Below are 21238 nucleotides of genomic sequence, written 5' to 3'. Positions count from 1 at the left end.
ACCGCCATGGATCCTGAACTGCTGTCGTTGCTGGTGACGCGTACCATGCCCTTTGGCAAGTACCAGGGCCATTTGATCGCCGACCTGCCCGGGCCCTACCTGGCGTGGTTCGCGCGCAAGGGCTTTCCGAAAGGCGAGCTCGGCCGTTTGCTGGCGCTGATGCTTGAACTGGACCATAACGGCCTGTCCGGCTTGCTGGATCCTTTGCGGACGGCGCCTCGTGCCTGGCCGGGCCAGCCGCCGGGGGACTCACCCGCCAAGCCAGCCGTCGTCAAAGCGTCTGGCGCCGGCGCATCATCGGCCGGCCCGTCCGGCGCGGCGACGTCCCCCAATCGGCCCGCCAAGCCCTGATCCGGGTGATGGAGCCGGTCGCGGGAAACCGCAAGAAACAACTCCGGCGGCGCGCGTAGCGTTTTGGCATGCCCGCCAGCCGCGCGCGGGGCTACCATAGACCGGCGCGCCGCAGGGCGGGGCAGTTGGCCCGGGTTTGCCGGGCGCGCACCAACGAAGAGAGGTCGCCATGAAAAAACTCCCGCTGTCCGCCGCCTTGCTGGCCCTGGCCTGCGCTGCCGGCGTGGCCCACGCGCAAAGCGCGGCGCCGGTCACCCAGGAATTCCAATATCCCAGCCAGCGCTCCAAGGACGGCAGCCTGTCGCCGCCCTCGACGCTGCGCATGACCGTCACGCCCGATCCGAATTCGGCGCCCGCCGCGATCCGCGATACCCCCGAAAGCCAGGCGCAGTATGTGCGTTGCCGCGAGGTCTCCGACCGCGCCGCAGTGTCCAACGCCCAGATGCAGGCAGGCGTGGCGCAATGCCTGCGGGAACTGGAGCAGCGGCGTCAGCAGCAGTAGGGGCCAAGGCGCCGCGTCCCGCGCCTAGGGCCTGTGCAAGGCGCCTGATAGGGTGAACTGGCCCTAGGCCTGACCGGCAACCACGGCGCTGCGGGCCGCGCCGCGGGCCCAGTACCAGGTCATCAGGCCGGCGGCCAGCACCACCGGCAGCATGGCCGCATTCAAGGCCTCCCATCCAAACCGGTCCAGCGCTGGCCCGGCGGCCAGTGTCGCCAGCGCCGTCGCGGCATAGCGCAGCATTTCGGCCGCGCCCTGGGCGCGGGCGCGTTCGGCCGGCCGGTACGACTGCGCCAGCAGCGTGGTGCCGCCGACGAACATGAAATTCCAGCCCACGCCCAGGCAGAACAGCGCCGCATAGAACGCGGGCAGCGACGGCGATCCCATGGCGATCAGTGCGCTGGCGATATTGAGCAGCATGCCGGCCCACAGCACGCGGGCCAGGCCGAAGCGCTGGATCAGCGCGCCGGCGAAGAAGGCCGGCGCATACATGCCGACCAGGTGCCATTGCATGATGCTGGCGCCGTCGCCGATGCTGTGGCTGCATGCCACGGCGGCCAGCGGAGCGGCGGTCATGATGAACATCATCGACACCGAGCCCACCACGTTGTTGGCCAGCGCCGCTACGAATATCGGCTGGCGCGCGACTTCGCGCAGCGGCCTGGCCGGCAGGCCCGCCTGCGCATCGCCGGCCTGGGCCGGCGCCTCCGTGTCGCGATAGAACCCCCACAACAGGACGGCGGACAGCAATGCCAAAAGCGCCACCATCAGGTACGCGCCAGCGAAGGTGACGGGGGCGAACAGGTCGCGGCTCCAGTTGGCCAGCGCGGGGCCGGCGATGGCGGCGATGACGCCTCCCGTCATCACCACCGAGATCGCGCGGGTCTTGGCCGCGGGTTCGACCGCGTCCGCCGCCGCCAGCCGGTAGTACTGGGCGAACGCCTGGAACACGCCGACCAGTGCGGTGCCGGCGCAGAAGGCCCAGAAGTCCGCGTGGAACACCGCCCACACCGAGAGGCCACCGCCCGCCGCCCCGGCCAGGGCGCCCAGCGCGAAGCCGTTGCGGCGGCCGATGCGCTGCATCAGCAGCGAGGCGAACCAGGTGACCAGCGCGCCGGCCACGGTGATCAGCGCGAAGGGCAGGGTGGACAGCGCCTTGTTGGGCGCCAGCATGTGGCCGGTCAGGGCCGTCAGGGTCAGGTCGATGGAGATGGCGGCGATGAACAGGCCCTGGCAGACGGCCAGCAGCCGGGCGTTGCGGTGGCCGGGGGCGGTACGGGATGACGGGCGCATAGGGGCGGCGAAGGAGAGAAGAACGGAGCCGGCCAGTCCGCGTCCCGTCTGCTGAACAGGCAGGGCGGCCATGACAAGCGCAGGGTTTGACAGCGCCTACTATAGCGGCGCACACTTTGGCGTAAATGACATAATTCCCTTAAAAAACGCCACATGCCTCACACCGTCGCCTTTCTGCTCGTGCCCAATTTCCAGCTGCTGGACATGTCCGGTCCGGCCGCCGTGTTCCAGATCGCTGGCGCCGAGGCGCCCACGGCCACGGGGCCGGCCTACACGGTACAAGTGGTGTCCGAGCACGGCGGCTTGGTGCGCAGCACCAGCGGCATCGAAATCCAGACCCGGCCATGGCGGGGGTTACGGGCCGACACGCTGATCGTGGCCGGCGGCGAAGGCGCGCGCGAGACCGCCGTGACGCCAGGCATGCGCCGCTATCTGCACGCGCAGCGGCAAGCGGGCAAGCGCCTGGCCAGCGTCTGCACCGGCGCGTTCGTGCTGGCGGGGGCGGGGCTGCTTGATGGTTTGCGCGCCACCACGCACTGGCGTCGCGCCGCGATGCTGGCGCGCAATCATCCGGGCGTGCGGGTCGATGCCGACAAGATCCATGTGCGCGACGGCGGCCTCTGGACGTCGGCGGGCATCACCGCCGGCATCGACCTGGCGTTGGCCATGGTCGAGGCCGACCTGGGCGCCGATGTCGCCGCCGCCACCGCCCGCGAGATGGTGGTGTATCACCGCCGCTCGGGCGGCCAGTCGCAGTTCTCGGCCTTGCAGGACCTGGCGCCCGACAGCGAGCGCATGCGCGCGGTGCTGGAGCACATCCGCGCCAACCTGGGCGCGGCCCTGACGGTGGAGCAACTGGCGGAAGTGGCTTGCGTCAGCCCGCGTCAGTTCCTGCGCAGCTTCAAGGCCGAAACCGGCGAAACGCCAGCCAAGGCGGTGGAGCGCATCCGCGCCGAGGCCGCGCGCGGCCAGATCGCGGCCGGTGGCAGCAGTATCGAGAGCATCGCGCGGCGCGTGGGCTTCACGGACAGCGAACGGATGCGGCGGGCGTTTTTGCGGGTCTACGGCCAGCCACCCCAGGCGTTGCGCCGCGCCGCCCGCAGCCAGGCGTCCACCGGCTGAATCGCGCGGTGGGCGTGAGGGGGGCAATAGTATTCATTGTTAGTCAACCCCGCGCCTGTTTCCGGAGCCGTCGCCGTGGCGCTTTTTCATGGCGGCGGCGCTGCGCCGCAGGGGGGGACATGGCGTTTCGGGCGGTTGCGGCTACACTTGTGCGCCGTTTTGCTTATTAGCCCCCGAATTCCCATGATTTCCACCGCATGCGGCGTCGACTTCGGCACGTCGAACTCCACCGTCGGCTGGAGCCGCCCCGACCAGCGCGCGCTTCTCGCCCTTGAAGACGGCAAGACCACCTTGCCCTCGGCCATTTTCTTCCACGACGAAGATGCCGAGGTCAGCTACGGCCGCGCAGCCATCTCCGACTACCTGGCCGGCTACGACGGGCGCTTGATGCGCTCGATGAAAAGCCTGCTGGGCAGTTCGCTGATCGATGGCTCGACCGAAGTGCAGGGCCGCTCGATTCCGTTCCGCGTGCTGCTGACGCGCTTTATCGCCGAACTCAAGCGCCGCGCCGAAACCGCCGCCGGCCGCGAATTCACGCGCGCGGTGCTGGGCCGGCCGGTGTTCTTCGTGGACGACAACACGGCCGCTGACCAAACCGCCCAGGACACGCTGGGCGAAATCGCGCGCAGCGTGGGTTTTACCGACATCGAATTCCAGTTCGAGCCGCTGGCCGCGGCATTCGACTACGAATCGCAGATCGACCGCGAAGAGCTGGTGCTGGTCATCGACATCGGCGGCGGTACCTCCGACTTTTCGCTGATCCGCCTGGGGCCGGGCCGCGCCGGCAAGCCCGATCGCCGCGAAGACATCCTGGCCTACGGCGGCGTGCACATCGGCGGGGTGGACTTCGACAAGCAGTTGAGCCTGGCGCACGTCATGCCGCTGCTGGGCCTGGGCAGCCAGTTGCGCAGCGGCAAGGACGTGCCGTCCACGCAGTACGGTAACCTGGCCTGCTGGCACACCATCAACCAGGCCTATACCCGCAAGTCCGCCGAACACTTCGCCTACATCCGCGCGGAAGCCGGCGACCGCGAAAAGATCGACCTGCTGCTCAATCTGATCAAGCAGCGCGCCGGCCACTGGGTCGCGGTACAGGTCGAAGAAGCCAAGATCGCCTTGTCCGAAGCGCCGTCCGCGCGCATCGACCTGTCGCGCATCGCGCCGGACCTGGGCGTGGATGTGACCCGTCCGTCGTTCGACGTCAGCGTGGCGCGCCTGATCGAAAAGGTCGAGCAGACCGTTGGCGTGCTGCTGCGCGACGCGGGGGTGTCCACGTCGGAGGTGGACACGGTGTTCTTCACCGGCGGCTCCAGCCGCGTACCGCGGCTGCGCGAAAGCGTTTCGGCCCTGGTGCCGGGCGCGCGTAGCGTTGAAGGCGACCTGTTCGGTAGCATCGGCGCCGGCCTGGCGCTGGACGCCCGCCGCAAGTTCGGCTGATTCAACCGCCAACCGGCTGGTCCTGACCGGCCGGGTGGCGCGCGCGCCGGCCTCGTTCCCCAGAGGTTTACCTGGCCAGCATCGCCGGCACGCGCTCGGCCAGCGCGTCGATCGCCACGCGGGTCTTGGACGGCAGGTAGCGCGCCTGCGGCCACACGGCATGTACTTCGTGCGCGGCCATCTTGTCGCCGTGCATCAGCACCTCCAGTTCGCCGGCGGCGACGTAACGCGTCAGCATCCAGCACGGCAGCCACGCCAGCCCCGCTCCCGCAATGGCGGCGTCGGCGATGGCCTGCAGGTCGTCCAGCCGCAGCCGCGGCGGCACAAACAGCTGGATCACCTGGCCGTCCGGCCCCATCACCGACCAGCCTTTTTCCACGCCGCCGTGGGCGTACACCACGCCCGCGTGCTGGCGCATTTCGTCCAGCGTGGCGGGGCGTCCGTGCGCGGCTATATAAGCCGGCGATGCGCCGATGCCCATGGTCTGCAGGCCCAGGCGGCGCGCCGCCAGGCTAGCGCTGTCGGGCAGGGGGCCGATGCGAATGCCCAGGTCGTAGCCTTCCTCGATCAGGTCCACCACGCGGTCGTTGAACGAGATGTCGATCTGCAATTGCGGATATTGCGCGGCCAGCTCGCGCAGCACGGGCGCCACGCAATGGCGGCCGAACACCAGCGGCGCGCTGACCCGCAGCCGTCCCTGCGGCGAACGGCGGCCGCTGTCCAGCTCGGCCTCGGCGTCATGCAGCTCGGCCAGCGCGCGCACGCAGCGGTCGTAGTAGGCCTGGCCGGCGTCGGTCAGGTTTTGCTGGCGGGTGGTGCGGTGGAACAGCCGCGTGCCCAGCCGGGCTTCGAGCCGGGCGATGGACTTACCCACCGCCGAGCGGGTCAGATTCAGGCGGTCGGCCGCCAGCGCGAAGCTGCCGGCCTCGGCCGCCTGCACGAAGACTTCGATGCCGCCCAGCCGGTCATGGGTCAGGGGAGTGGCCATGATTGATTGGTTCCTTTTGGGAATCATTCAGTGGAATAAATGCCGCCACTGGATCGTTTGGTTCCCGGATATCGTACCCTTACCGCGCCGCAACATCATGGGCGCCATCCAGAATCCCCCAATTCGAAGGAACATCGTCATGCAGGCATACCAGGTTATCGGCGGACAAGGCATCGGTTCGCTCAAGCGCGTGGCGCTGACCCCACGCGACCCCGGCCCCTATGAAGTGCGGGTGCGCATCAACGCCGTGTCGCTGAACTTCCGCGACCTGATGGTCGCCCGCGGCGACTACCTGAAGACCTCGGGCGGTCCGGTCGTGCCGGCGTCCGATGCAGCCGGCGTGGTGGTGGCTGTCGGCGCCGGTGTCACACGCTACAAGGCCGGCGACCGGGTCATGGGCGCGTTCATGCCCGACTGGATCGACGGCGAGCCAACACCCGCCAATACGGCCCTGGCCCCCGGCGCCGCGACCGACGGCGTGCTGGCCAGCGAGGTGATCTTCGCCGAGCACGGCCTGGTGGCCATCCCGGACTCGCTGTCCGACGAACAGGCCGCCACCTTGCCCTGCGCCGCCGTCACCGCCTGGAACGCGCTGTTCGTCGCCGGCCGCGCCCGCGCCGGCCAGACCGCGCTGCTGCTGGGCACCGGTGGGGTCTCGATCTGGGGCCTGCAACTGGCCAAGGCCGCGGGCCTGCGCGCCATCATCACCTCATCCAGCGCCGACAAGCTGGCGCGCGCCCGCGAACTGGGCGCCGACGGCCTGGTCAACTACCGCGAAACGCCCGAATGGCAGGACGAGGTGTTGCGCCTGACGGGCGGCGAAGGCGCGCACGTGGTGCTGGAAGTGGGCGGCGAGGGCACGTTGACGCGCTCGGTAGCGGCCGCCAGGATGGGCGGCAGCATCGGCATCATCGGCGGGGTCAGCGGTTTTGCCGCCACGCCCGTCTCGCCGCTGGCGCTGATCGCCGGCAACAAGCGGCTGGAAGGCATTTTCGTGGGCAGCCGCAAGATGCTGGAAGACGTGGCGCGCGTCGTCGACACTTCGCGCATCGCGCCGGTGATCGACCGGGTCTATGGCTTTGACGAGGTGCCCGCCGCGTTCGAGCACCTGGCCTCGGGCCGCCACTTCGGCAAGATCGTGATCCGCGTCAACGGCTGATTCCTTGGTGCGGCGCATGGGCGGCGCGCTGGGGCTTGCGGCGCGCCGCCAGTCTGTCAGGAACCCGTCGCGTGCGCGGTGGTAAGCTGCAATCCCGAGGCGGGTGCGCCCGCCGCGCCCGCCGCCTGAACGCTTCCACGCCGCGCCATGATCCACAAGCCCGATTCGCACCTGTTCGAAGAACTTGTCTCCACCGAGGCGCCCTACGAGGGCCGCTTTCTCAAGATCCGCAACGACACCGTCCGTCTGCCCAACGGCCACACGTCCACTCGCGAATATGTGGTGCATCCCGGCGCGGTGGTGGTGATCCCGCTGCTGGACGACGGCCGCGTGCTGCTCGAACGCCAGTACCGCTACCCGATCGGCCGCGTCATGACGGAATTCCCCGCCGGCAAGCTGGACCCGGGCGAAGACCCGCTGGCTTGCGGCAAGCGCGAGCTGCTCGAGGAAACCGGCTACACCGCCACGCAATGGGCCCGCGCCGGCGCCCTGCACCTGGCCATCGCCTATTCCACCGAGATCATCCACATCTACTTTGCCCGCGGCCTGCGCGCCGGCCCGCAGCAACTGGACCCGGACGAATTCCTGGATGTCTTCAGCGCCCAGCCGGCCGACCTGTTCGCCGCCTGCGCCAAGGGCGAGGTCACCGACGCCAAGACCCTGACCTGCGTGCTGTGGCTGCAGAACGCGCTGTCCGGCGCCTGGCAGCTGGACTGGCAAGACCACCCGGCCTGATTGGCCGAGCCAGCCCCCTGGATATGGCCTGCCAGTGCGAGGCTCCTTTCTAGTGTCAACAGGCCCTAGGTTCCGCCATGCCCACCTATCCCGTGCTGCTGCAGCCGTCCGGCCTGCGTTTCGAGGCCGACGCCGACACGCCCGTGCTGCTTGCCGCGCAGGCGGCGGGCATCAAGTTGCCTAGCTCGTGCCGCAACGGTACCTGCCGCGCCTGCATGAGCCTGCTGCTGGACGGCGAGATTGCCTACCGCATTGAATGGCCGGGCTTGTCGCGCGACGAAAAGGAAGAGGGCTGGATCCTGCCCTGCGTGGCCCATGCCTGTACGCCGCTGGAAATCCAGTCGTTGCAGGCCGAACGCATTGAAGCGGCGCCGCCGGCGTCGCCACGGCCCCTGACCGGGGCGCGGCGTTAGGCGGCATGGGGCCGGGCGCCGATGCGTCGGGCGCCGCCGCGTCGGGCGCCGCGGCACTTGGCACCCCGGCGTCCCGGGCCGGCCGTGGCAGCGGCCCGCCGGCCCCCGTCATTCATGCTTGTGCATGGCCGACTGATGCTTGGTGTCGCGCATGGTCGCGTACACCAGCAGCGAAATGAAGATCACGCCCGCCAGGTAGTAGTAGAACCATTGCTCGTGGCCCTGCTGCTTGAACCACAGGGCAATGGCGGGCGCGGTGCCGCCGAAGATCGAGACCGTGATGGCATACGGCACCGCCACGCCGGTCGCGCGGATGTTGGTGGGAAACAGCTCGGCCTTCACCACCGCGTTGATCGAGGTGTAGCCGGCCGTGAACACCCACGCCGCGCAGATCAGCAGGAAGGCCAGGTAGGGCGACTTGGTGTGCGACAGCGTCATCAGGATCGGCACCGTCAGCGCCGCGCCCGCCACGCCGAAGAACACCAGCAGCGGCTTGCGGCCAATCTTGTCCGACAGCGCGCCATACAGCGGCTGCAGGATCAGCGCGAAGATCAGCGATGCGGCGATGACGTAGGTGGTGACGATGTCCGAGAACCCCGAAGTCTGCCGCACGAACGTCTGCATGTAGGTGGTGAAGGTGTAGAACGCCGCCGTGCCGCCGGCCGTCAGGCCCACCACGATGGCGACCTCGCGCGGATAGCGCAGCAGGCCGCGCAGCGAACTGGTCTGCGGCTTGCGTTTGCTGGCTTCCTTGTACGAATCCGTTTCCGGCATGTCGCGCCGCATCAGCGCGGTGATGACGGCCAGCATCGCGCCGATCACGAACGGAATGCGCCAGCCCCATTCCACCAGTTGCTCATGCGTCAGGAACACGTTCTGCAACAGCAGCAGCACCAGGATCGCGCACAGCTGGCCGCCGATCAGCGTGACGTACTGGAAGCTGGAATAGAAACCGCGGTGCTCCGGATCGGCGATCTCGGTCAGGTAGGTGGCGCTGGCGCCATACTCGCCGCCCAGGCTCAGGCCTTCGATCACGCGCGCCAGGGCCAGCAGCGCTGGCGCGGCCAGCCCGATGGACGCATAGGTGGGCGTGACCGCGATGATGAGCGAGCCCACGCACATCATGCCCACCGACACCATCAGCGACAGCCGCCGGCCGTGCCGATCGGCCAGGTGCCCGAACAGCCAGCCGCCCAGCGGCCGCACGATGAAGCCGGCCGCGAACAGCGTAGCGGCATTGAGCTGCTGGACGACGGGATCGTGAGAGGGGAAAAAGGCGGGGGCGAAGTACAGGGCGAAGGCGGTATAGGCGTAGAAGTCATACCATTCCACCAGGTTGCCCATGGAGCCGACGAAGATCGCCTTGATGCGGCGTTTGGCGTCGGGCATGTCCAGATACGATTGGGTCATCGCTGTCTTCCAGGGAAGTCCGTACCCCCTTATCTTGCGCCTGTGGATGCAAAAATGCACCCCCGTATCCCATTGAATTTGTTCAGTTTTTAGTCAGAATTGGTGGGCGGGCGGCAGGTCGCGCGCCACGCCGCGGGGCGGATTGCAAGCAGAGGGGGGCGTTACTTGCCTGGCGGCGCAATGACCGTGCAGGCGGCCGCGCCCGCGGGCGCGATGGCGTTTTCGCCCAGCAAGGCGCGCACACCGCAGACCGAGCTGAACATGCCCTTGTTCTCGTGTCCTACGCCGGTCACTTCGAAGCCGGCGCGGTGCAGCGTCACGGGCTTGGCGCCGCGGTTGGCCACGATGCGTTCGTATTGCAGATAGGCCGTGCCGCGCGCCAGGCGGGTCGCGCCCTGGGCTTCGGCGCCGCAGGTCTTGTCCAGCAGCCGGTGTTCGGGGTTGTTGTCGGCGCCGCCCAGCAGGTAGGTCACGTCGCGCGCCGCGTAGCGCACGAACAGCTTGGCGTCGTCGGCGTCGCGGGCGTAGGCGGGCAGCTTGTCGGTGCCGTACTTGTATTGGTTGTAGGTGGGGCAGATGCCGCGCTCGTAGGGCGCGTAGCCCTTGCCGTCGGGGCGCGGGCGCTCGTTGGTGAGGTACAGGTAGGACGAGGGGTTGGCCACCACGTAGCGCAGCGCCACGCCGTCGCGGCGCAGCGGGCCGTCGATCTGGTTCAGCACGGCGTAGCGCTGGATCAGCTGGCCGCCGCCGGAATGCCCGGCCAGCACGATGCCGGCCAGCGTGGGCAGGCGCTTGCGGTCGTCCAGGCTGCGCAGCAGGTCGTCGATCACCTGGAACGCACTGACCGGCGCCGGGCGGCCTGCCGCCTGTACGCTGTCTTCGCCGTCTTCCCAGCTGGATTTGCGCCAGGCCGCCATGCCGGCGAAGCCCGAATCGATCACGCCGACAAAGCGCGGCGCCAGGATCAAGGTGTCGTTGGCGCGGGCCGGGTTGGCGGCCAGCAGCGTGGCGGCGGTTTCGTAGTAGTTGTCGGCGTTGCGCCTGACGCCATGAAAAACGATGACGATCTGCTTGATATCGCGCAGGTCATCGCGCGCGAGGTTCCGGTTAGCATAAACCGGTATCTTGTAGCGGCGCCCCGGCTTGCCCAGTTCCAGCGTCTGCCAGCGTGGCACGGCCACGCGTTTGGGCGCGGGCACCGGCTCGTCGTAGTCGTAGGGGTCGGGCAGCGGGGTTTGCGCGCGCGCGCCCAGGGGCGAAAGCAGCGCCAGGGCAAGCGCCGCCCCTGCCCATGCCCGAGGGGCGCGCCAGCGGTGCGCAGTCGGCGTAGGGGCGGCGGGCGCGCGGCGCATGGCGCGGGCAGGCTGGGTCAGCAGCCTTCGTGACCCAGCAGTTGCTTGAGCGCGGGCTGGTCCAGGATGCGGACTTCGCGCTGGTTGATGCGGATCAGGCCATCGCGCGCAAAGCGCGAGAACAGCCGGCTGACCGTTTCCAGCGTCAGGCCCAGGAAGTTGCCGATTTCCTCGCGGCTCATGCGCAGCACGAACTCGGTGGACGAATAGCCCAGCGATGCGTAGCGTTGCGACAGGTTCAGCAGGAAGGCGGCCAGGCGTTGCTCCGAGCGCATCGATCCCAGCGAGGCCAGCATCTGGTGCGAACGGGTGATCTCGCGGCTCATGAGGCGGCGGAACTGCTGCTGCAGCGACGGCAGGTGCGTGGCGACGCGGTCGACTTCGGTCAGGCGGATCACGCAGACCTCGGAGTCTTCCAGCGCGACGGCGGCCGACACGTGCTTGCCGTCCAGCATGCCGTCCATGCCGACGATTTCGCCGGGCAGGTGAAAGCCGGTGATCTGGATCTGGCCGGTGGCGTCTTCGAGCTGCGTCTTCAGGCTACCGAAGCGCACGCCGTAGACGGCGTCCAGCGGGTGGTCCAGCGAATACAGCGTCTTGCCTTTTTCAAGGCGCACACGCTCTTTCACCAGTTCGTCGAGCTTTTCTACTTCGGCGGCGGCCATGCCGACCGGGACACACACGTGGCCCAGCATACACGTGGAACAGTGGGCGGCATCAGGGGCAACGGGAACCCGTTTTTGCATACGATGACCTCTATAGTGCCCGGGCCTGGCGGGTAGCCGGGGCGGGCGTAAAGCGTGAGACAGGTATCTATTGTAGTCCGTTGTTACTACGGGTGTCTTACGGAGCGGGTTATCGCAAGTCTTCGCGGCCGGCCTGCGGCTGTCGCGGCGGGCGCTGGGTTCGCGTCTATCTGGCGGCCTGCGGGCCGCGGGCCCGCCGGTAGGCGACCCAGTCGTCGTCCGCCACGTCCACCGCCGCGCCGCGGTGGGCGGGATCGATAGGGTAGTACTCGCAAGCCACGGGGGCGGCGTCCGGCGGCGCCAGGGGCTGGGCCAGCACGGGACGGCGCACGAAGCAGCAGGGCTGGCCGGGCGCGTATTCCTCGATCTCGTCCATCAGGGCGACCAGCGCCGGGGTGACCTCGTAGAGGTCGCCCCGCACCCGGCGTCCGTCCGCGACCGGGATCAGCCCGGGCCAGGCGCCGAAGTCCACCAGCACGCCCGGCACCGTGGCCGGGCCGACGTAGCGGGCGGGCGGCAGGCCGCGGCGGGCGGCGGCTTGCGCCAGATCATTGATTTCGCCCGCGCGTAGCGTGCCGTAGACAAAAACGTATATGCTCATAGTTCAGATTGTTGCTGTACGCGGATCCCGTCCACGAGGCCCGGCCAGGTGTTGAAATTCTCGCATCCGGCCGCATATTCAGGTCATCGAGCCCGCCGGCGTGTTTCGGTCAGGCTCCCCAACAAGCCACTACGACCATTATGCGATTCGACAAACTGACTACCAAGTTTCAGCAAGCCTTGGCCGACGCCCAGAGTCTGGCCGCCCGTAACGACCATCCCTATATCGAGCCCGTCCACGTGCTGTCGGCGCTCCTGTCCGACCCCGACAGCGGCGCGGGCAGCCTGCTGGCGCGCGCCGGTGTGGCCGTCAACCGGCTGCAGCCGGCCCTGGAAAGCGCCTTCAAGTCGCTGCCGCAGGTGCAGGGCGAAGACAACGTCCAGGTGGGCCGCGATCTGCAGTCCGTGCTGACCCGCACCGACAAGGAAGCCGCGCGCCGCGGCGATACCTATATCGCCAGCGAGCTGTTCCTGCTGGCGCTGGCCGACGACAAGGGCGAGGCCGGCCGTATCCTGCGTGAAGCGGGCCTGCAGAAAAAGGCCTTGGAAGCGGCCATCGATGCCGTGCGCGGCGGTGAAAACGTGTCCGGCGCCGAAGGCGAATCCAACCGCGAGGCCCTGTCCAAGTACACCATGGACCTGACCGAGCGCGCCCGCCAGGGCAAGCTCGACCCGGTGATCGGCCGCGACGACGAAATCCGCCGCACCATCCAGATCCTGCAGCGCCGCACCAAGAACAACCCGGTCCTGATCGGCGAACCCGGCGTGGGCAAGACCGCCATCGTCGAAGGCCTGGCGCAACGCATCGTCAACGACGAAGTGCCCGAAACCCTGCGCGGCAAGCGCGTGCTGTCGCTCGATCTGGCCGCGCTGCTGGCTGGCGCCAAGTTCCGCGGCGAATTCGAAGAGCGCCTGAAGGCCGTGCTGAAAGAACTGTCGCTGGACGACGGCAGCAACATCGTCTTCATCGACGAGCTGCACACCATGGTCGGCGCCGGTAAGGCCGAAGGCGCGATGGACGCGGGCAACATGCTCAAGCCGGCGCTGGCGCGCGGCGAGTTGCATTGCATCGGCGCCACCACGCTGGACGAATACCGCAAGTACATCGAGAAGGACGCCGCCCTGGAACGCCGCTTCCAGAAGGTGCTGGTCGACGAACCCGATGTCGAGTCCACCATCGCCATCCTGCGCGGCCTGCAAGAACGCTACGAAATCCATCACGGCGTCGAGATCACCGACCCGGCCATCGTGGCCGCGGCCGAGCTCTCGCACCGCTACATCACCGACCGTTTCCTGCCCGACAAGGCCATCGACCTGATCGACGAGGCCGGCGCGCGCATCCGCATGGAAATCGATTCCAAGCCGGAAGTGATGGACAAGCTCGACCGCCGCATCATCCAGCTCAAGATCGAGCGCGAGGCCGTCAAGAAGGAAACCGACGACGCCTCCAAGCGCCGCCTGGGTGTCATCGAGGAAGAACTGCAAAAGCTGCAACGCGAATACAACGACTTCGAGGAAATCTGGAAGGCCGAAAAGGCCGCCGTGCAAGGCACCCAGGCCATCAAGGAAGAAATCGACAGCGTGCGCGCCGAAATGGCTGAATTGCAGCGCAAGGGCCAGTTCGACAAATTGGCCGAGCTGCAATACGGCAAGCTGCCCGATCTGGAAGCGCGCCTGAAGGCCGCCGAAGTGGGCGCGGCCCAGGCCGCCGAAGAAGCCGAAGGCGGCGAAGGCCGGCCGCGGCTGTTGCGCACCCGTGTCGGCGCCGAGGAAATCGCCGAGGTCGTGTCGCGCGCCACCGGTATTCCGGTGTCCAAGATGATGCAGGGCGAACGCGAAAAGCTGCTGCACATGGAAGACTACCTGCACAAGCGCGTGGTGGGCCAGGACGAGGCCGTGCGCCTGGTGTCCGACGCCATCCGGCGTTCGCGCGCCGGTCTGGCGGACCCCGCGCGCCCCTACGGTTCGTTCCTGTTCCTGGGCCCCACCGGCGTGGGCAAGACCGAACTGACGCGCGCGCTGGCCGAGTTCCTGTTCGACTCCGAAGAGCACATGATCCGCATCGACATGAGCGAGTTCATGGAAAAGCACTCGGTGGCGCGGTTGATCGGCGCGCCGCCCGGATACGTGGGCTACGAAGAAGGCGGCTACCTGACCGAGGCCGTGCGCCGCAAGCCGTATAGCGTGGTGTTGCTGGACGAAGTCGAAAAGGCGCACCCGGACGTCTTCAACGTGCTGCTGCAAGTGCTGGACGATGGCCGCCTGACCGACGGCCAGGGCCGCACGGTGGACTTCCGTAATACGGTCATCGTGATGACGTCGAACCTGGGTTCGCACCATATCCAGAGCCTGGCCGGCAAGCCCTACGACGTGGTCAAGGAAGTGGTCTGGGACGAGCTCAAGCAGACGCTGCGGCCCGAGTTCCTGAACCGCATCGACGAAGTCGTGGTGTTCCATGGCCTGGAAGCGCAGCACATCGAGTCCATTGCGCGCATCCAGCTGCGCCGCCTGGCCGAGCGCCTGGAAAAGCAGGAGATGCGCCTGGAAGTGACCGAACCGGCGCTGGCGGAACTGGCCCGCGGCGGCTTCGATCCGGTGTTTGGCGCCCGCCCGCTCAAGCGCGCGATCCAGCAGCAGATCGAGAACCCGGTCGCGCGGTTGATCCTGGAAGGCCAGTTCGGCCCGCGCGACGTGGTGCCGGTGGACTGGCGCGACGGCAAGTTCGTCTTTACGCGCACGCTGCAGTAATCCGCGCCATCCGCTGCGCGGGTCTCATGGCCTCGCGCAGCAAAAAAAGGCCCCGCCCGGGAAACCGGGCGGGGCCTTTTTGCGGTCTGGCGCCGGCTTTGGGCAGCGCCGCCCGACCTGCGTCCTATGGGGCCGCGTAGTCCTCCTGCTGGTTGCGCAGCTGTCTGCCCAGGCCTTGCAGCGACCGCAGCGCCAGGGCCAGGCCGCGCCGGGTGTCCTCGTCCCTGAATAGCTGGAACAGGCCCGTCAGACCCGGCGGCTGCGCTTCCTTGAGTCCCTGGGCCTGCGCCGCGCGCCAGGCATTGGCCAGCGTCCAGGCGGCGCCCGACGCCTGCTCCGACAAGGCGCCCAGTTTTTCCACCATGGGCGCATCGAGCAGGTCCACCAGGTCGGAAGCCAGCGCCAGCAGGTCGACCACGTTGTCCAGCCGTCCGCTGTCGGCCAGGGGCCGCAGCTTGTCCGCCAGCAGCGTCAGGCTGTCGCCGCCATCGATCGCTTGCGGCGCGTCCAGGGCGCTGGCGCATCGGTCGGCCGCCGGCAGGGTGTTGTCGTGATGGGCGTTCATAGCATTCCCCTGGCGACGGACCAATACAGGCCCCGGTTGAAACCATGGCGCAGCAAGCCGCCCAGCTTGGTGGGCGGCGTGGGCCGTACATCGTGCGTGTAGTCGTACCAGAGCGGCATGCCGGCGTTCAGCCCCATCTGTGCGACGGCCTGTACACGGCCTTCATAGACACTGGTGGGGTGGCCCAGCCGGATTTCGCCGGCGATGTTGTTGGCGATGACCGGGGCCTGGTTGTGGCATGAGCCGCCGGCCTTGCTGACGGGCAGGTCCACGGTGTCGCCAATCACGTACACATTGCGCAGTCCGTAGACCTGCAGGGTCTCGTGATCGGTGGGCAGCCAGCCTTCGTTGTCAGGCGCCTGCGAGGCGCCTGACTCCAGCACCGCGTCCACCGCGCGGATGGGCGGGGTGGCCATCAGGATGTCGAACGGCTGCTCCGCGCCTTCCTCCGAATAGGCGATACGGCGTTCAGGGTCCACCTTGGCCAGCGTGAAGCCGCGCTGAAAACGGATGCCGCGCTGCTCGAAAATCGCGGGCAGGACTTCGCAGGTTGGTTGCTGCAGGAACAGGCAGTTGCGCAGCAACTGGGCGGTGGTGGGATAGGTGTAGACGATCTCGACACGGTCGCGAACGCCCCGGCGGCGCAGGTAGTCGTCCAGCATCAGCGTGGTTTCGATGGGGGCGATGCCGCACTGGTGCGGCACGTTGGGCGTCTTGGGGAACGTGACGCTGACGAATACGCGGCCCCGTTCGATCCTGGACAGCCGGTCAGCCAGTTGCCGGGCAGGCTCGTATTGGTAGAAATGGTCGCCCGCTTCCCGCAGGCCTTCGATGCGCTCGGGGGCCGGCACGCAGCCGGTGGCAATCACCAGGTAGTCGTAGCCGTAGCGCTTGCCGCTGCGCGTGGCCAATTCCTGCGTGTTGAAATCGAAGCGTGTGACCTTGTCCACGCGGAATTCGATTTCGGGGCGCAGCAGGGAACGTTCGGGGCGCTTGAGTTCTTCCTGGAAGAACAGGTTGAACGCCACATACATGAAGGCTGGCTTGTAGTAGTGATCCGGCGAATCGGACAGCAGCAGGATGCTGACCTCGCCCCGAGACACCTCGGCATACAGCTTATGAACCAGTTGGTTGGCCAGCATGGTGCCGCCGACCCCGCCACCTACGACAACAATTCGCTTGCTCATAAAAATCCTCCAGTGAGAATAATCAGGAACCAAGTGCAGTTGCCCGTTCATATGTAGCAAGAGCGGGGTGGCGGGTCAATCAAATAACTGTTTCTTATAAAAGAGAATCCTCACGGGTCGTGCGAAGGCACGCGGCTCAGTATCCCAGCGCGGGATCGGCGCAGGTGCCGGGCCGGCCGCCCGCCAGCACCGTGCGCAGGTTGTCCAGCGTTTGCCGGGCAATCGCCGCGGCCGGCGTACGGGTGGCGATGTGGGGGGTGACCAGCACATTCGGATGGCGCCACAGCGGATGGTCCGATGGCAGCGGCTCCTGCGGCGTGGCGTCCAGCGTGGCGTACGCCAACTGGCCGCTGTCCAGCGCCGCCAGCAGCGCGGCAGGGTCCAGGTGTTCGCCGCGGCCGGCATTGACCACGTGGGCGCCGCGGGGCAACTGCGCGAAGGTGGCGGCGCCGAGGAAGCCGCGGGTGTCGTCAGTCAGCGGCAATAGGCACACCAGCGTGTCGGCCTCCGCCAGCAGGGCCGGCAGGCCGTCCGGGCCGTGGTGGCCGGTGATGCCGGCCGGCAGGTCTGGCTTGGGCGTGCGGCTCCAGCCGGACACGCGGTAGCCCAGTGCGGCCAGCGCCTGCGCGGCAGCCAGGCCCAGCCGGCCCAGCCCGGCGATGGCGACACGGTGTTCGGACGGCGGCACGATGGGGCTTTCGCGCCAGAGGCCCTGGGCGCTGTTGCGCACATAGTCGCGGAAGTGGCGGTGGTGGTGGATCACCGCCCAGGTCACATAGGTGCTCATGCCGGCCGCCATGCCGGCTTCGGCCACGCGGCATACCGGCACGTGGCGCGGCAGGGCCGGGTCGGCGTAGAGGTGGTCCACGCCCGCGCCGATCGACTGGATCAGGCGCAGGTTGGGCAGCGCGGCCAGCAGGCCGGCGGGCGGCAGCCAACAGACCGCGGCGTCGATGTCGGCCGGGTTGCCCAGGTCGTCGGCGGTGCGCCAGGCGATGTCGGGCCGCAGGGCCTGGAAGGCGGGCACCAGGTAGCGCATGTCCAGCACGCGGCTGAGCAGGGCAACGCAGGGCGGCCGGTCCAGGGCCGGGGCAGCGGCGGCGAGGACGGCGCTCATGCGGCCACCGCCGCGCGCCGGGCGCGTCCAGAGACGATGCTGGCAAAGTCCGGCACCGCCTGTACCAGTTCGCGCGTGTAGGCCTGTTGCGGTTCGCGGATGACCTGGGCGGCCGGCCCGCATTCGATGATGCGGCCTTGCTGCATGACGGCGATGCGGTCGCACATCTGCGCGGCTACGCGCAGGTCGTGGGTGACGAACAGCATGCTCAGGTGGAAGCGTTCGCGCACGCTGGCGAACAGGTCCAGCACCTGCGCCTGTACCGAGACGTCCAGGGCCGACACGGGCTCGTCCGCCACGATCAGTTCGGGCTCGGATGCCAGTGCGCGGGCGATGCCGATGCGCTGGCGCTGGCCGCCGGAAAACTCGTGCGGGTAGCGGCTGGCGGCGTCCGGATTCAGGCCCACCAGTTGCAGCAGTTCGGCCGCGCGGGCGCGGGCTCGTTCGGGCGCCATGCCCTGCGCCAGCGGGCCGGCCATGATCGAACGGCCCACGGTGTGGCGCGGGTTGAGCGAAGCCTGCGGGTCCTGGAACACCATCTGCACCCGGCCCATGGCCGGGCGCGCGCCGCGGGGCTGGCCGTTGAAGAGGATCTGGCCATCGTCCTGCGGCAACAGGCCCGCGATGCAGCGGCCCAGCGTGGATTTGCCCGAGCCGGATTCGCCGACCAGGCCCAGCACCTCGCCGCGCCGCAGCGTGAAGCTGATGCCGCGCATGGCGGCGGTTTCGCGGCCGCGCCGGAACAGGCCGCCGCCGGACACGTAGGTTTTCTTCAGGTCACGCACGTCCAGCAGCACCGGCTGCGGGTCGGCGCTGCGGGCGCTTGCCGGCATGCCGTGCGGAATCGCGGCGATCAGCTTGCGGGTGTAGTCGTGGCGGGGCCGGCCCAGCACCTCGTCGGCCGTGCCGGCCTCGACGATCTCGCCCAGCTGCATGACGGCAACGCGGTCGGCGATCTGCGAGACCACGCCGAAATCGTGGGTGATGAACAGCACGGCGGTGCCGTGCCTGGTCTGCAGGTCGCGGATCAGGTCCAGGATCTGCGCCTGGGTGGTGACGTCCAGCGCCGTGGTCGGTTCGTCGGCGATCAGCAGCGCCGGCTCCAGCATCAGCGCGCAGGCGATCATGACGCGCTGGCGTTGCCCGCCCGACAGGCGGCCGGGGTAGCTGGCCGCGATGCCTTCTGGGTCCGGCAGGCGCACGTCGCGCAGCGCGCCGATGATGCGCGCCTGCTTGTCGGCGGCCGACAGCTTCACGTGCGCGTCCAGCGCTTCTTTGAGCTGGTCGCCGATGCGCATGACCGGATTCAGCGCCGACATCGGGTCCTGGAAGATCATGCCGATACGGTTGCCGCGCAGGGCGCGCCATTGCGGTTCGGCCAGCGTCAGCAGGTCATGGCCCTGGAACACGATGCCGCCGGCCACCGGGGCTACCATGGGCTGGGGCAACAGGCCCATGACGGCGTTGGCGATCATGGATTTGCCCGAGCCGCTTTCGCCCACGATGCACAGGGTTTCGCCTCGGCCGATGGACAGGCTGGCCTCTTTCACCGCCAAAGGACGGTCGGCGCCGGCGGGCAGGCGGATGGACAGGCCGCGGAGCTCGAGCAGGGCGTCGGCGGCGGCCGGGGCCAGCGGCTCGGCGGCCAGCACGCTGTCGGCCCGCTTGTCGAGGGCGAGGATATCGGCGGGGTTCATGCGCGGCTCCTCGGGTCCAGCCGGGTGTTCAGGCCGTCGCTCAGGCCTTCCCCGATCAGGTTCAGCGCCAGCACCGTCAGCAGGATGGCCACGCCGGGGAACAGGCTGATCCACCAGGCTTGGCGCAGCGCGGTGCGGGCCGCGCCGATCATGTAGCCCCAGCTCATCACGTTGGGGTCGCCCAGGCCCATGAAGCTCAGGCTCGATTCCAGCAGGATGGCGGTGGCCACCATCAGCGAGCCCATCACGACGATGGGGGCGGCGGCGTTGGGCAGGATCTGCGTGATGATGATGCGCAGGTTGGATTCGCCGGCCAGATGGGCGGCATGCACGAAATCGCGGTGGCGCAGCGTCAGGAACTCGCTGCGCACCAGCCGGGCGACGGGTGGCCACGACACCAGCGCGATGGCGGTCACGATGGACCCGACCGAGGGCTGGAATATCGCCACCAGCACAATGGCCAGTGCGAAGCTGGGAATGGCCTGGAACAGCTCGGTAAAGCGCATCAGGCCGGTATCGATCCAGCCGCCGTAGTAGCCGGCCAGCGCGCCGACCGACACGCCGATGAGCAAGCCCGCCAGCGTGGAGATCAGGCCGATCAGCAGCGAGATGCGCGCGCCGTAGGCCAGGCCCGAACCGATGTCGCGGCCCATGGTGTCGGTGCCGAACGGCAGGCCGCCCATGTCCAGCGGCGGCAGGAAGGGGCGCTGCACCATGGCCCAGGGATCGTGCGCGGCCACCAGCGGCGCGGCCAGCGCCAGCAGCAGCACCGCCGCCATCACGGCCAGGCCGGCCAACGCGCCTTTATTGCGGCGGAAACGCCGCCAGAATCCGTTGTTCATTGCAGTTCTATCCTCGGATCGGCCAGCGTGTAGAGCAGGTCGGTGATGATGTTGAAGGCCACGGCCAGTGCCGCGGTGACCAGGAACGTGCCCAGCAGCAGGTTGTAGTCGCGCTGCACCAGGGCATCGAACATCAGCCGGCCGATGCCGGGCCACGCGAACACGGTTTCGATCAGCACCGTGCCGCCCACCATCGAGCCGGCCTGGATGCCGGCCAGGGTGATGACCGGCAGCAGCGCGTTCCGGAGGATGTGGCGGCGCTGGATGCGGCGCGGCGACAGCCCCTTGGCGCGGGCGGTCTTGACGAAGTCCATCTGCGCCACCTCCAGCATGGCCGTGCGCGTCATGCGGGCATACACGGCCATGTAGAACAGCGCCAGCGTGGCGGCCGGCAGCACCAGGTGGCTGGCGATATCGGCCACGCGCGCCAGCCCCGCATGGCCCGCCCCCACCGTTTCAAAACCGAAGCCCGGCAGCCATTCCAGCTTTACCGAGAACAGCAGCACCCCCATCAGCGCCAGCCAGAACAGCGGCGTGGCGTAGAACAGCATCGAGAGTGTGCTGACCAGGCTGTCCAGCCAGGACCCCGCGCGGGCACTGGTCCAGGCGCCTAGCGCCACTCCCGCGGTCAATGACACGACGAAGGCGGTCAGCGTCAGGAGCAGCGTGGCCGGCAGGCGTTCGCCGATCAGGCTCATGACCGGACGTTGCTGCCGGTACGAATCCCCCAGGTCCAGCCGCGCGGCGTGGCTCAGATAGGTGGCCAGTTGCTGCGGCAGGGGCTTGTCCAGTCCGAAGCGTTCGCGTACCTGCGCCATGAAGACTTCGTCGGAAGCGCCGGCTTCCCCGGCCATGACGGTGGCCGGATCGCCGGGCGCGGCGCGGATCAGCAGGAAATTGATGACCGCGATCAGGGCCAGCACCAGCAGGCCCTGCACGATGCGGCGCATCAGGTAAGCGAGTTTCTTCATGCGGCA

19 protein-coding genes and 1 pseudogene are annotated in these 21238 nt (G+C 68.4%); 8 read left to right on the top strand and 12 right to left on the bottom strand.

The genetic code is table 11. From position 1 onward, the window contains the following. Positions 1-6: 6 nt before the first annotated feature. Both A9974_RS16125 and A9974_RS16120 read left to right on the top strand, forming a co-directional pair. A pseudogene (locus tag A9974_RS16125) lies at positions 7-222 on the top strand (DUF3820 family protein); the annotation flags it as partial. Positions 223-520: 298 nt separating this feature from the next. After that, on the top strand, positions 521-853 hold the full coding sequence (locus A9974_RS16120) for a hypothetical protein (RefSeq protein WP_183005160.1): 333 nt from the start codon (positions 521-523) through the stop codon (positions 851-853). Between the two features lie 63 nt (positions 854-916). On the opposite strand, the gene A9974_RS16115 is transcribed toward A9974_RS16120, so the two are convergent. Then, the gene (locus A9974_RS16115; RefSeq protein WP_183005159.1) at positions 917-2143 is read right to left on the bottom strand and encodes an MFS transporter; all 1227 of its coding nucleotides are present in this window, start codon (positions 2141-2143) and stop codon (positions 917-919) included. A gap of 153 nt (positions 2144-2296) precedes the next feature. On the opposite strand from A9974_RS16115, the gene A9974_RS16110 reads away from it, so the two are divergent. Both A9974_RS16110 and A9974_RS16105 read left to right on the top strand, forming a co-directional pair. Next, on the top strand, positions 2297-3265 hold the full coding sequence (locus tag A9974_RS16110) for a GlxA family transcriptional regulator (RefSeq protein ID WP_183005158.1): 969 nt from the start codon (positions 2297-2299) through the stop codon (positions 3263-3265). 183 nt (positions 3266-3448) lie between these two features. Further along, on the top strand, positions 3449-4702 hold the full coding sequence (locus A9974_RS16105; RefSeq protein WP_183005157.1) for an Hsp70 family protein: 1254 nt from the start codon (positions 3449-3451) through the stop codon (positions 4700-4702). A 67-nt stretch (positions 4703-4769) separates the two neighbouring features. Here the strand turns inward: A9974_RS16105 and A9974_RS16100 are convergent, their stop codons facing one another. Continuing rightward, positions 4770-5690 (bottom strand): LysR substrate-binding domain-containing protein, encoded by a 921-nt coding sequence (locus A9974_RS16100; protein ID WP_183005156.1) that lies wholly within the window; start codon positions 5688-5690, stop codon positions 4770-4772. A 139-nt stretch (positions 5691-5829) separates the two neighbouring features. Here A9974_RS16100 and A9974_RS16095 point away from each other — a divergent pair, with 139 nt between their 5' ends. From A9974_RS16095 to A9974_RS16085, 3 genes are all read left to right on the top strand, one after another. Next, the gene (locus A9974_RS16095) at positions 5830-6849 is read left to right on the top strand and encodes an NAD(P)-dependent alcohol dehydrogenase (RefSeq protein WP_183005155.1); all 1020 of its coding nucleotides are present in this window, start codon (positions 5830-5832) and stop codon (positions 6847-6849) included. Positions 6850-6996: 147 nt separating this feature from the next. Then, positions 6997-7584 (top strand): NUDIX domain-containing protein, encoded by a 588-nt coding sequence (locus tag A9974_RS16090; RefSeq protein ID WP_183005154.1) that lies wholly within the window; start codon positions 6997-6999, stop codon positions 7582-7584. Between the two features lie 77 nt (positions 7585-7661). Continuing rightward, positions 7662-7997, top strand: a complete 336-nt coding sequence (locus tag A9974_RS16085; RefSeq protein ID WP_183005153.1) for a 2Fe-2S iron-sulfur cluster-binding protein — start codon at positions 7662-7664, stop codon at positions 7995-7997. A gap of 108 nt (positions 7998-8105) precedes the next feature. Here A9974_RS16085 and A9974_RS16080 read toward each other — a convergent pair whose 3' ends face one another. From A9974_RS16080 to A9974_RS16065, 4 genes are all read right to left on the bottom strand, one after another. After that, positions 8106-9407, bottom strand: coding sequence for an MFS transporter (locus A9974_RS16080; RefSeq protein WP_183005152.1), 1302 nt, complete (start codon positions 9405-9407; stop codon positions 8106-8108). Positions 9408-9568: 161 nt separating this feature from the next. Then, positions 9569-10759 carry a hypothetical protein gene (locus A9974_RS16075; RefSeq protein WP_255468182.1) on the bottom strand — a complete coding sequence of 397 codons (1191 nt, stop codon included), beginning with the start codon at positions 10757-10759 and terminating at the stop codon, positions 9569-9571. 17 nt (positions 10760-10776) lie between these two features. Continuing rightward, positions 10777-11505: a helix-turn-helix domain-containing protein gene (locus A9974_RS16070; protein WP_183005151.1), complete on the bottom strand. Its 729-nt coding sequence runs from the start codon at positions 11503-11505 to the stop codon at positions 10777-10779. Between the two features lie 166 nt (positions 11506-11671). After that, positions 11672-12106, bottom strand: a complete 435-nt coding sequence (locus A9974_RS16065) for a gamma-glutamylcyclotransferase (protein ID WP_183005150.1) — start codon at positions 12104-12106, stop codon at positions 11672-11674. A gap of 140 nt (positions 12107-12246) precedes the next feature. On the opposite strand from A9974_RS16065, the gene clpB reads away from it, so the two are divergent. After that, positions 12247-14853 (top strand): ATP-dependent chaperone ClpB, encoded by a 2607-nt coding sequence (gene clpB, locus A9974_RS16060; RefSeq protein ID WP_183005149.1) that lies wholly within the window; start codon positions 12247-12249, stop codon positions 14851-14853. Between the two features lie 124 nt (positions 14854-14977). Here the strand turns inward: clpB and A9974_RS16055 are convergent, their stop codons facing one another. The 6 genes from A9974_RS16055 to A9974_RS16030 all read right to left on the bottom strand — a co-directional run bounded on the left by A9974_RS16055 (position 14978) and on the right by A9974_RS16030 (position 21232). Next, a complete protein-coding gene (locus tag A9974_RS16055) occupies positions 14978-15418 on the bottom strand; it encodes a DUF1641 domain-containing protein (protein WP_183005148.1) in 441 nt (146 codons plus the stop codon). Further along, positions 15415-16605 carry an NAD(P)/FAD-dependent oxidoreductase gene (locus A9974_RS16050; protein ID WP_183005147.1) on the bottom strand — a complete coding sequence of 397 codons (1191 nt, stop codon included), beginning with the start codon at positions 16603-16605 and terminating at the stop codon, positions 15415-15417. Before A9974_RS16050 ends, A9974_RS16055 begins: the two co-directional genes overlap by 4 nt. A 136-nt stretch (positions 16606-16741) precedes the next feature. Next, positions 16742-17722, bottom strand: coding sequence for a glyoxylate/hydroxypyruvate reductase A (locus tag A9974_RS16045; protein ID WP_183005146.1), 981 nt, complete (start codon positions 17720-17722; stop codon positions 16742-16744). Continuing rightward, positions 17719-19419 carry an ABC transporter ATP-binding protein gene (locus A9974_RS16040; protein WP_183005145.1) on the bottom strand — a complete coding sequence of 567 codons (1701 nt, stop codon included), beginning with the start codon at positions 19417-19419 and terminating at the stop codon, positions 17719-17721. Before A9974_RS16040 ends, A9974_RS16045 begins: the two co-directional genes overlap by 4 nt. Then, positions 19416-20261 carry an ABC transporter permease gene (locus A9974_RS16035; RefSeq protein ID WP_183005144.1) on the bottom strand — a complete coding sequence of 282 codons (846 nt, stop codon included), beginning with the start codon at positions 20259-20261 and terminating at the stop codon, positions 19416-19418. The genes A9974_RS16040 and A9974_RS16035 overlap by 4 nt, the downstream gene beginning before the upstream one ends. Next, positions 20258-21232, bottom strand: a complete 975-nt coding sequence (locus A9974_RS16030) for an ABC transporter permease (RefSeq protein WP_183005143.1) — start codon at positions 21230-21232, stop codon at positions 20258-20260. Before A9974_RS16030 ends, A9974_RS16035 begins: the two co-directional genes overlap by 4 nt. Between the last annotated feature and the right edge of the window lie 6 nt (positions 21233-21238).

Source organism: Achromobacter sp. UMC71, assembly GCF_014170305.1.
Lineage (GTDB): Bacteria > Pseudomonadota > Gammaproteobacteria > Burkholderiales > Burkholderiaceae_B > Achromobacter.
Note: the sequence above shows the minus strand (reverse complement) of the source record. Positions and strands in the feature narration are given on the sequence as shown.

Bases quoted from the DNA above. Each gene is read 5' to 3' on its own strand.
- A9974_RS16120 (WP_183005160.1), top strand. From the start codon at position 521: ATGAAAAAACTCCCGCTGTCCGCCGCCTTGCTGGCCCTGGCCTGCGCT.
- A9974_RS16115 (WP_183005159.1), bottom strand. From the start codon at position 2,143: ATGCGCCCGTCATCCCGTACCGCCCCCGGCCACCGCAACGCCCGGCTG.
- A9974_RS16110 (WP_183005158.1), top strand. From the start codon at position 2,297: ATGCCTCACACCGTCGCCTTTCTGCTCGTGCCCAATTTCCAGCTGCTG.
- A9974_RS16105 (WP_183005157.1), top strand. From the start codon at position 3,449: ATGATTTCCACCGCATGCGGCGTCGACTTCGGCACGTCGAACTCCACC.
- A9974_RS16100 (WP_183005156.1), bottom strand. From the start codon at position 5,690: ATGGCCACTCCCCTGACCCATGACCGGCTGGGCGGCATCGAAGTCTTC.
- A9974_RS16095 (WP_183005155.1), top strand. From the start codon at position 5,830: ATGCAGGCATACCAGGTTATCGGCGGACAAGGCATCGGTTCGCTCAAG.
- A9974_RS16090 (WP_183005154.1), top strand. From the start codon at position 6,997: ATGATCCACAAGCCCGATTCGCACCTGTTCGAAGAACTTGTCTCCACC.
- A9974_RS16085 (WP_183005153.1), top strand. From the start codon at position 7,662: ATGCCCACCTATCCCGTGCTGCTGCAGCCGTCCGGCCTGCGTTTCGAG.
- A9974_RS16080 (WP_183005152.1), bottom strand. From the start codon at position 9,407: ATGACCCAATCGTATCTGGACATGCCCGACGCCAAACGCCGCATCAAG.
- A9974_RS16075 (WP_255468182.1), bottom strand. From the start codon at position 10,759: ATGCGCCGCGCGCCCGCCGCCCCTACGCCGACTGCGCACCGCTGGCGC.
- A9974_RS16070 (WP_183005151.1), bottom strand. From the start codon at position 11,505: ATGCAAAAACGGGTTCCCGTTGCCCCTGATGCCGCCCACTGTTCCACG.
- A9974_RS16065 (WP_183005150.1), bottom strand. From the start codon at position 12,106: ATGAGCATATACGTTTTTGTCTACGGCACGCTACGCGCGGGCGAAATC.
- clpB (WP_183005149.1), top strand. From the start codon at position 12,247: ATGCGATTCGACAAACTGACTACCAAGTTTCAGCAAGCCTTGGCCGAC.
- A9974_RS16055 (WP_183005148.1), bottom strand. From the start codon at position 15,418: ATGAACGCCCATCACGACAACACCCTGCCGGCGGCCGACCGATGCGCC.
- A9974_RS16050 (WP_183005147.1), bottom strand. From the start codon at position 16,605: ATGAGCAAGCGAATTGTTGTCGTAGGTGGCGGGGTCGGCGGCACCATG.
- A9974_RS16045 (WP_183005146.1), bottom strand. From the start codon at position 17,722: ATGAGCGCCGTCCTCGCCGCCGCTGCCCCGGCCCTGGACCGGCCGCCC.
- A9974_RS16040 (WP_183005145.1), bottom strand. From the start codon at position 19,419: ATGAACCCCGCCGATATCCTCGCCCTCGACAAGCGGGCCGACAGCGTG.
- A9974_RS16035 (WP_183005144.1), bottom strand. From the start codon at position 20,261: ATGAACAACGGATTCTGGCGGCGTTTCCGCCGCAATAAAGGCGCGTTG.
- A9974_RS16030 (WP_183005143.1), bottom strand. From the start codon at position 21,232: ATGAAGAAACTCGCTTACCTGATGCGCCGCATCGTGCAGGGCCTGCTG.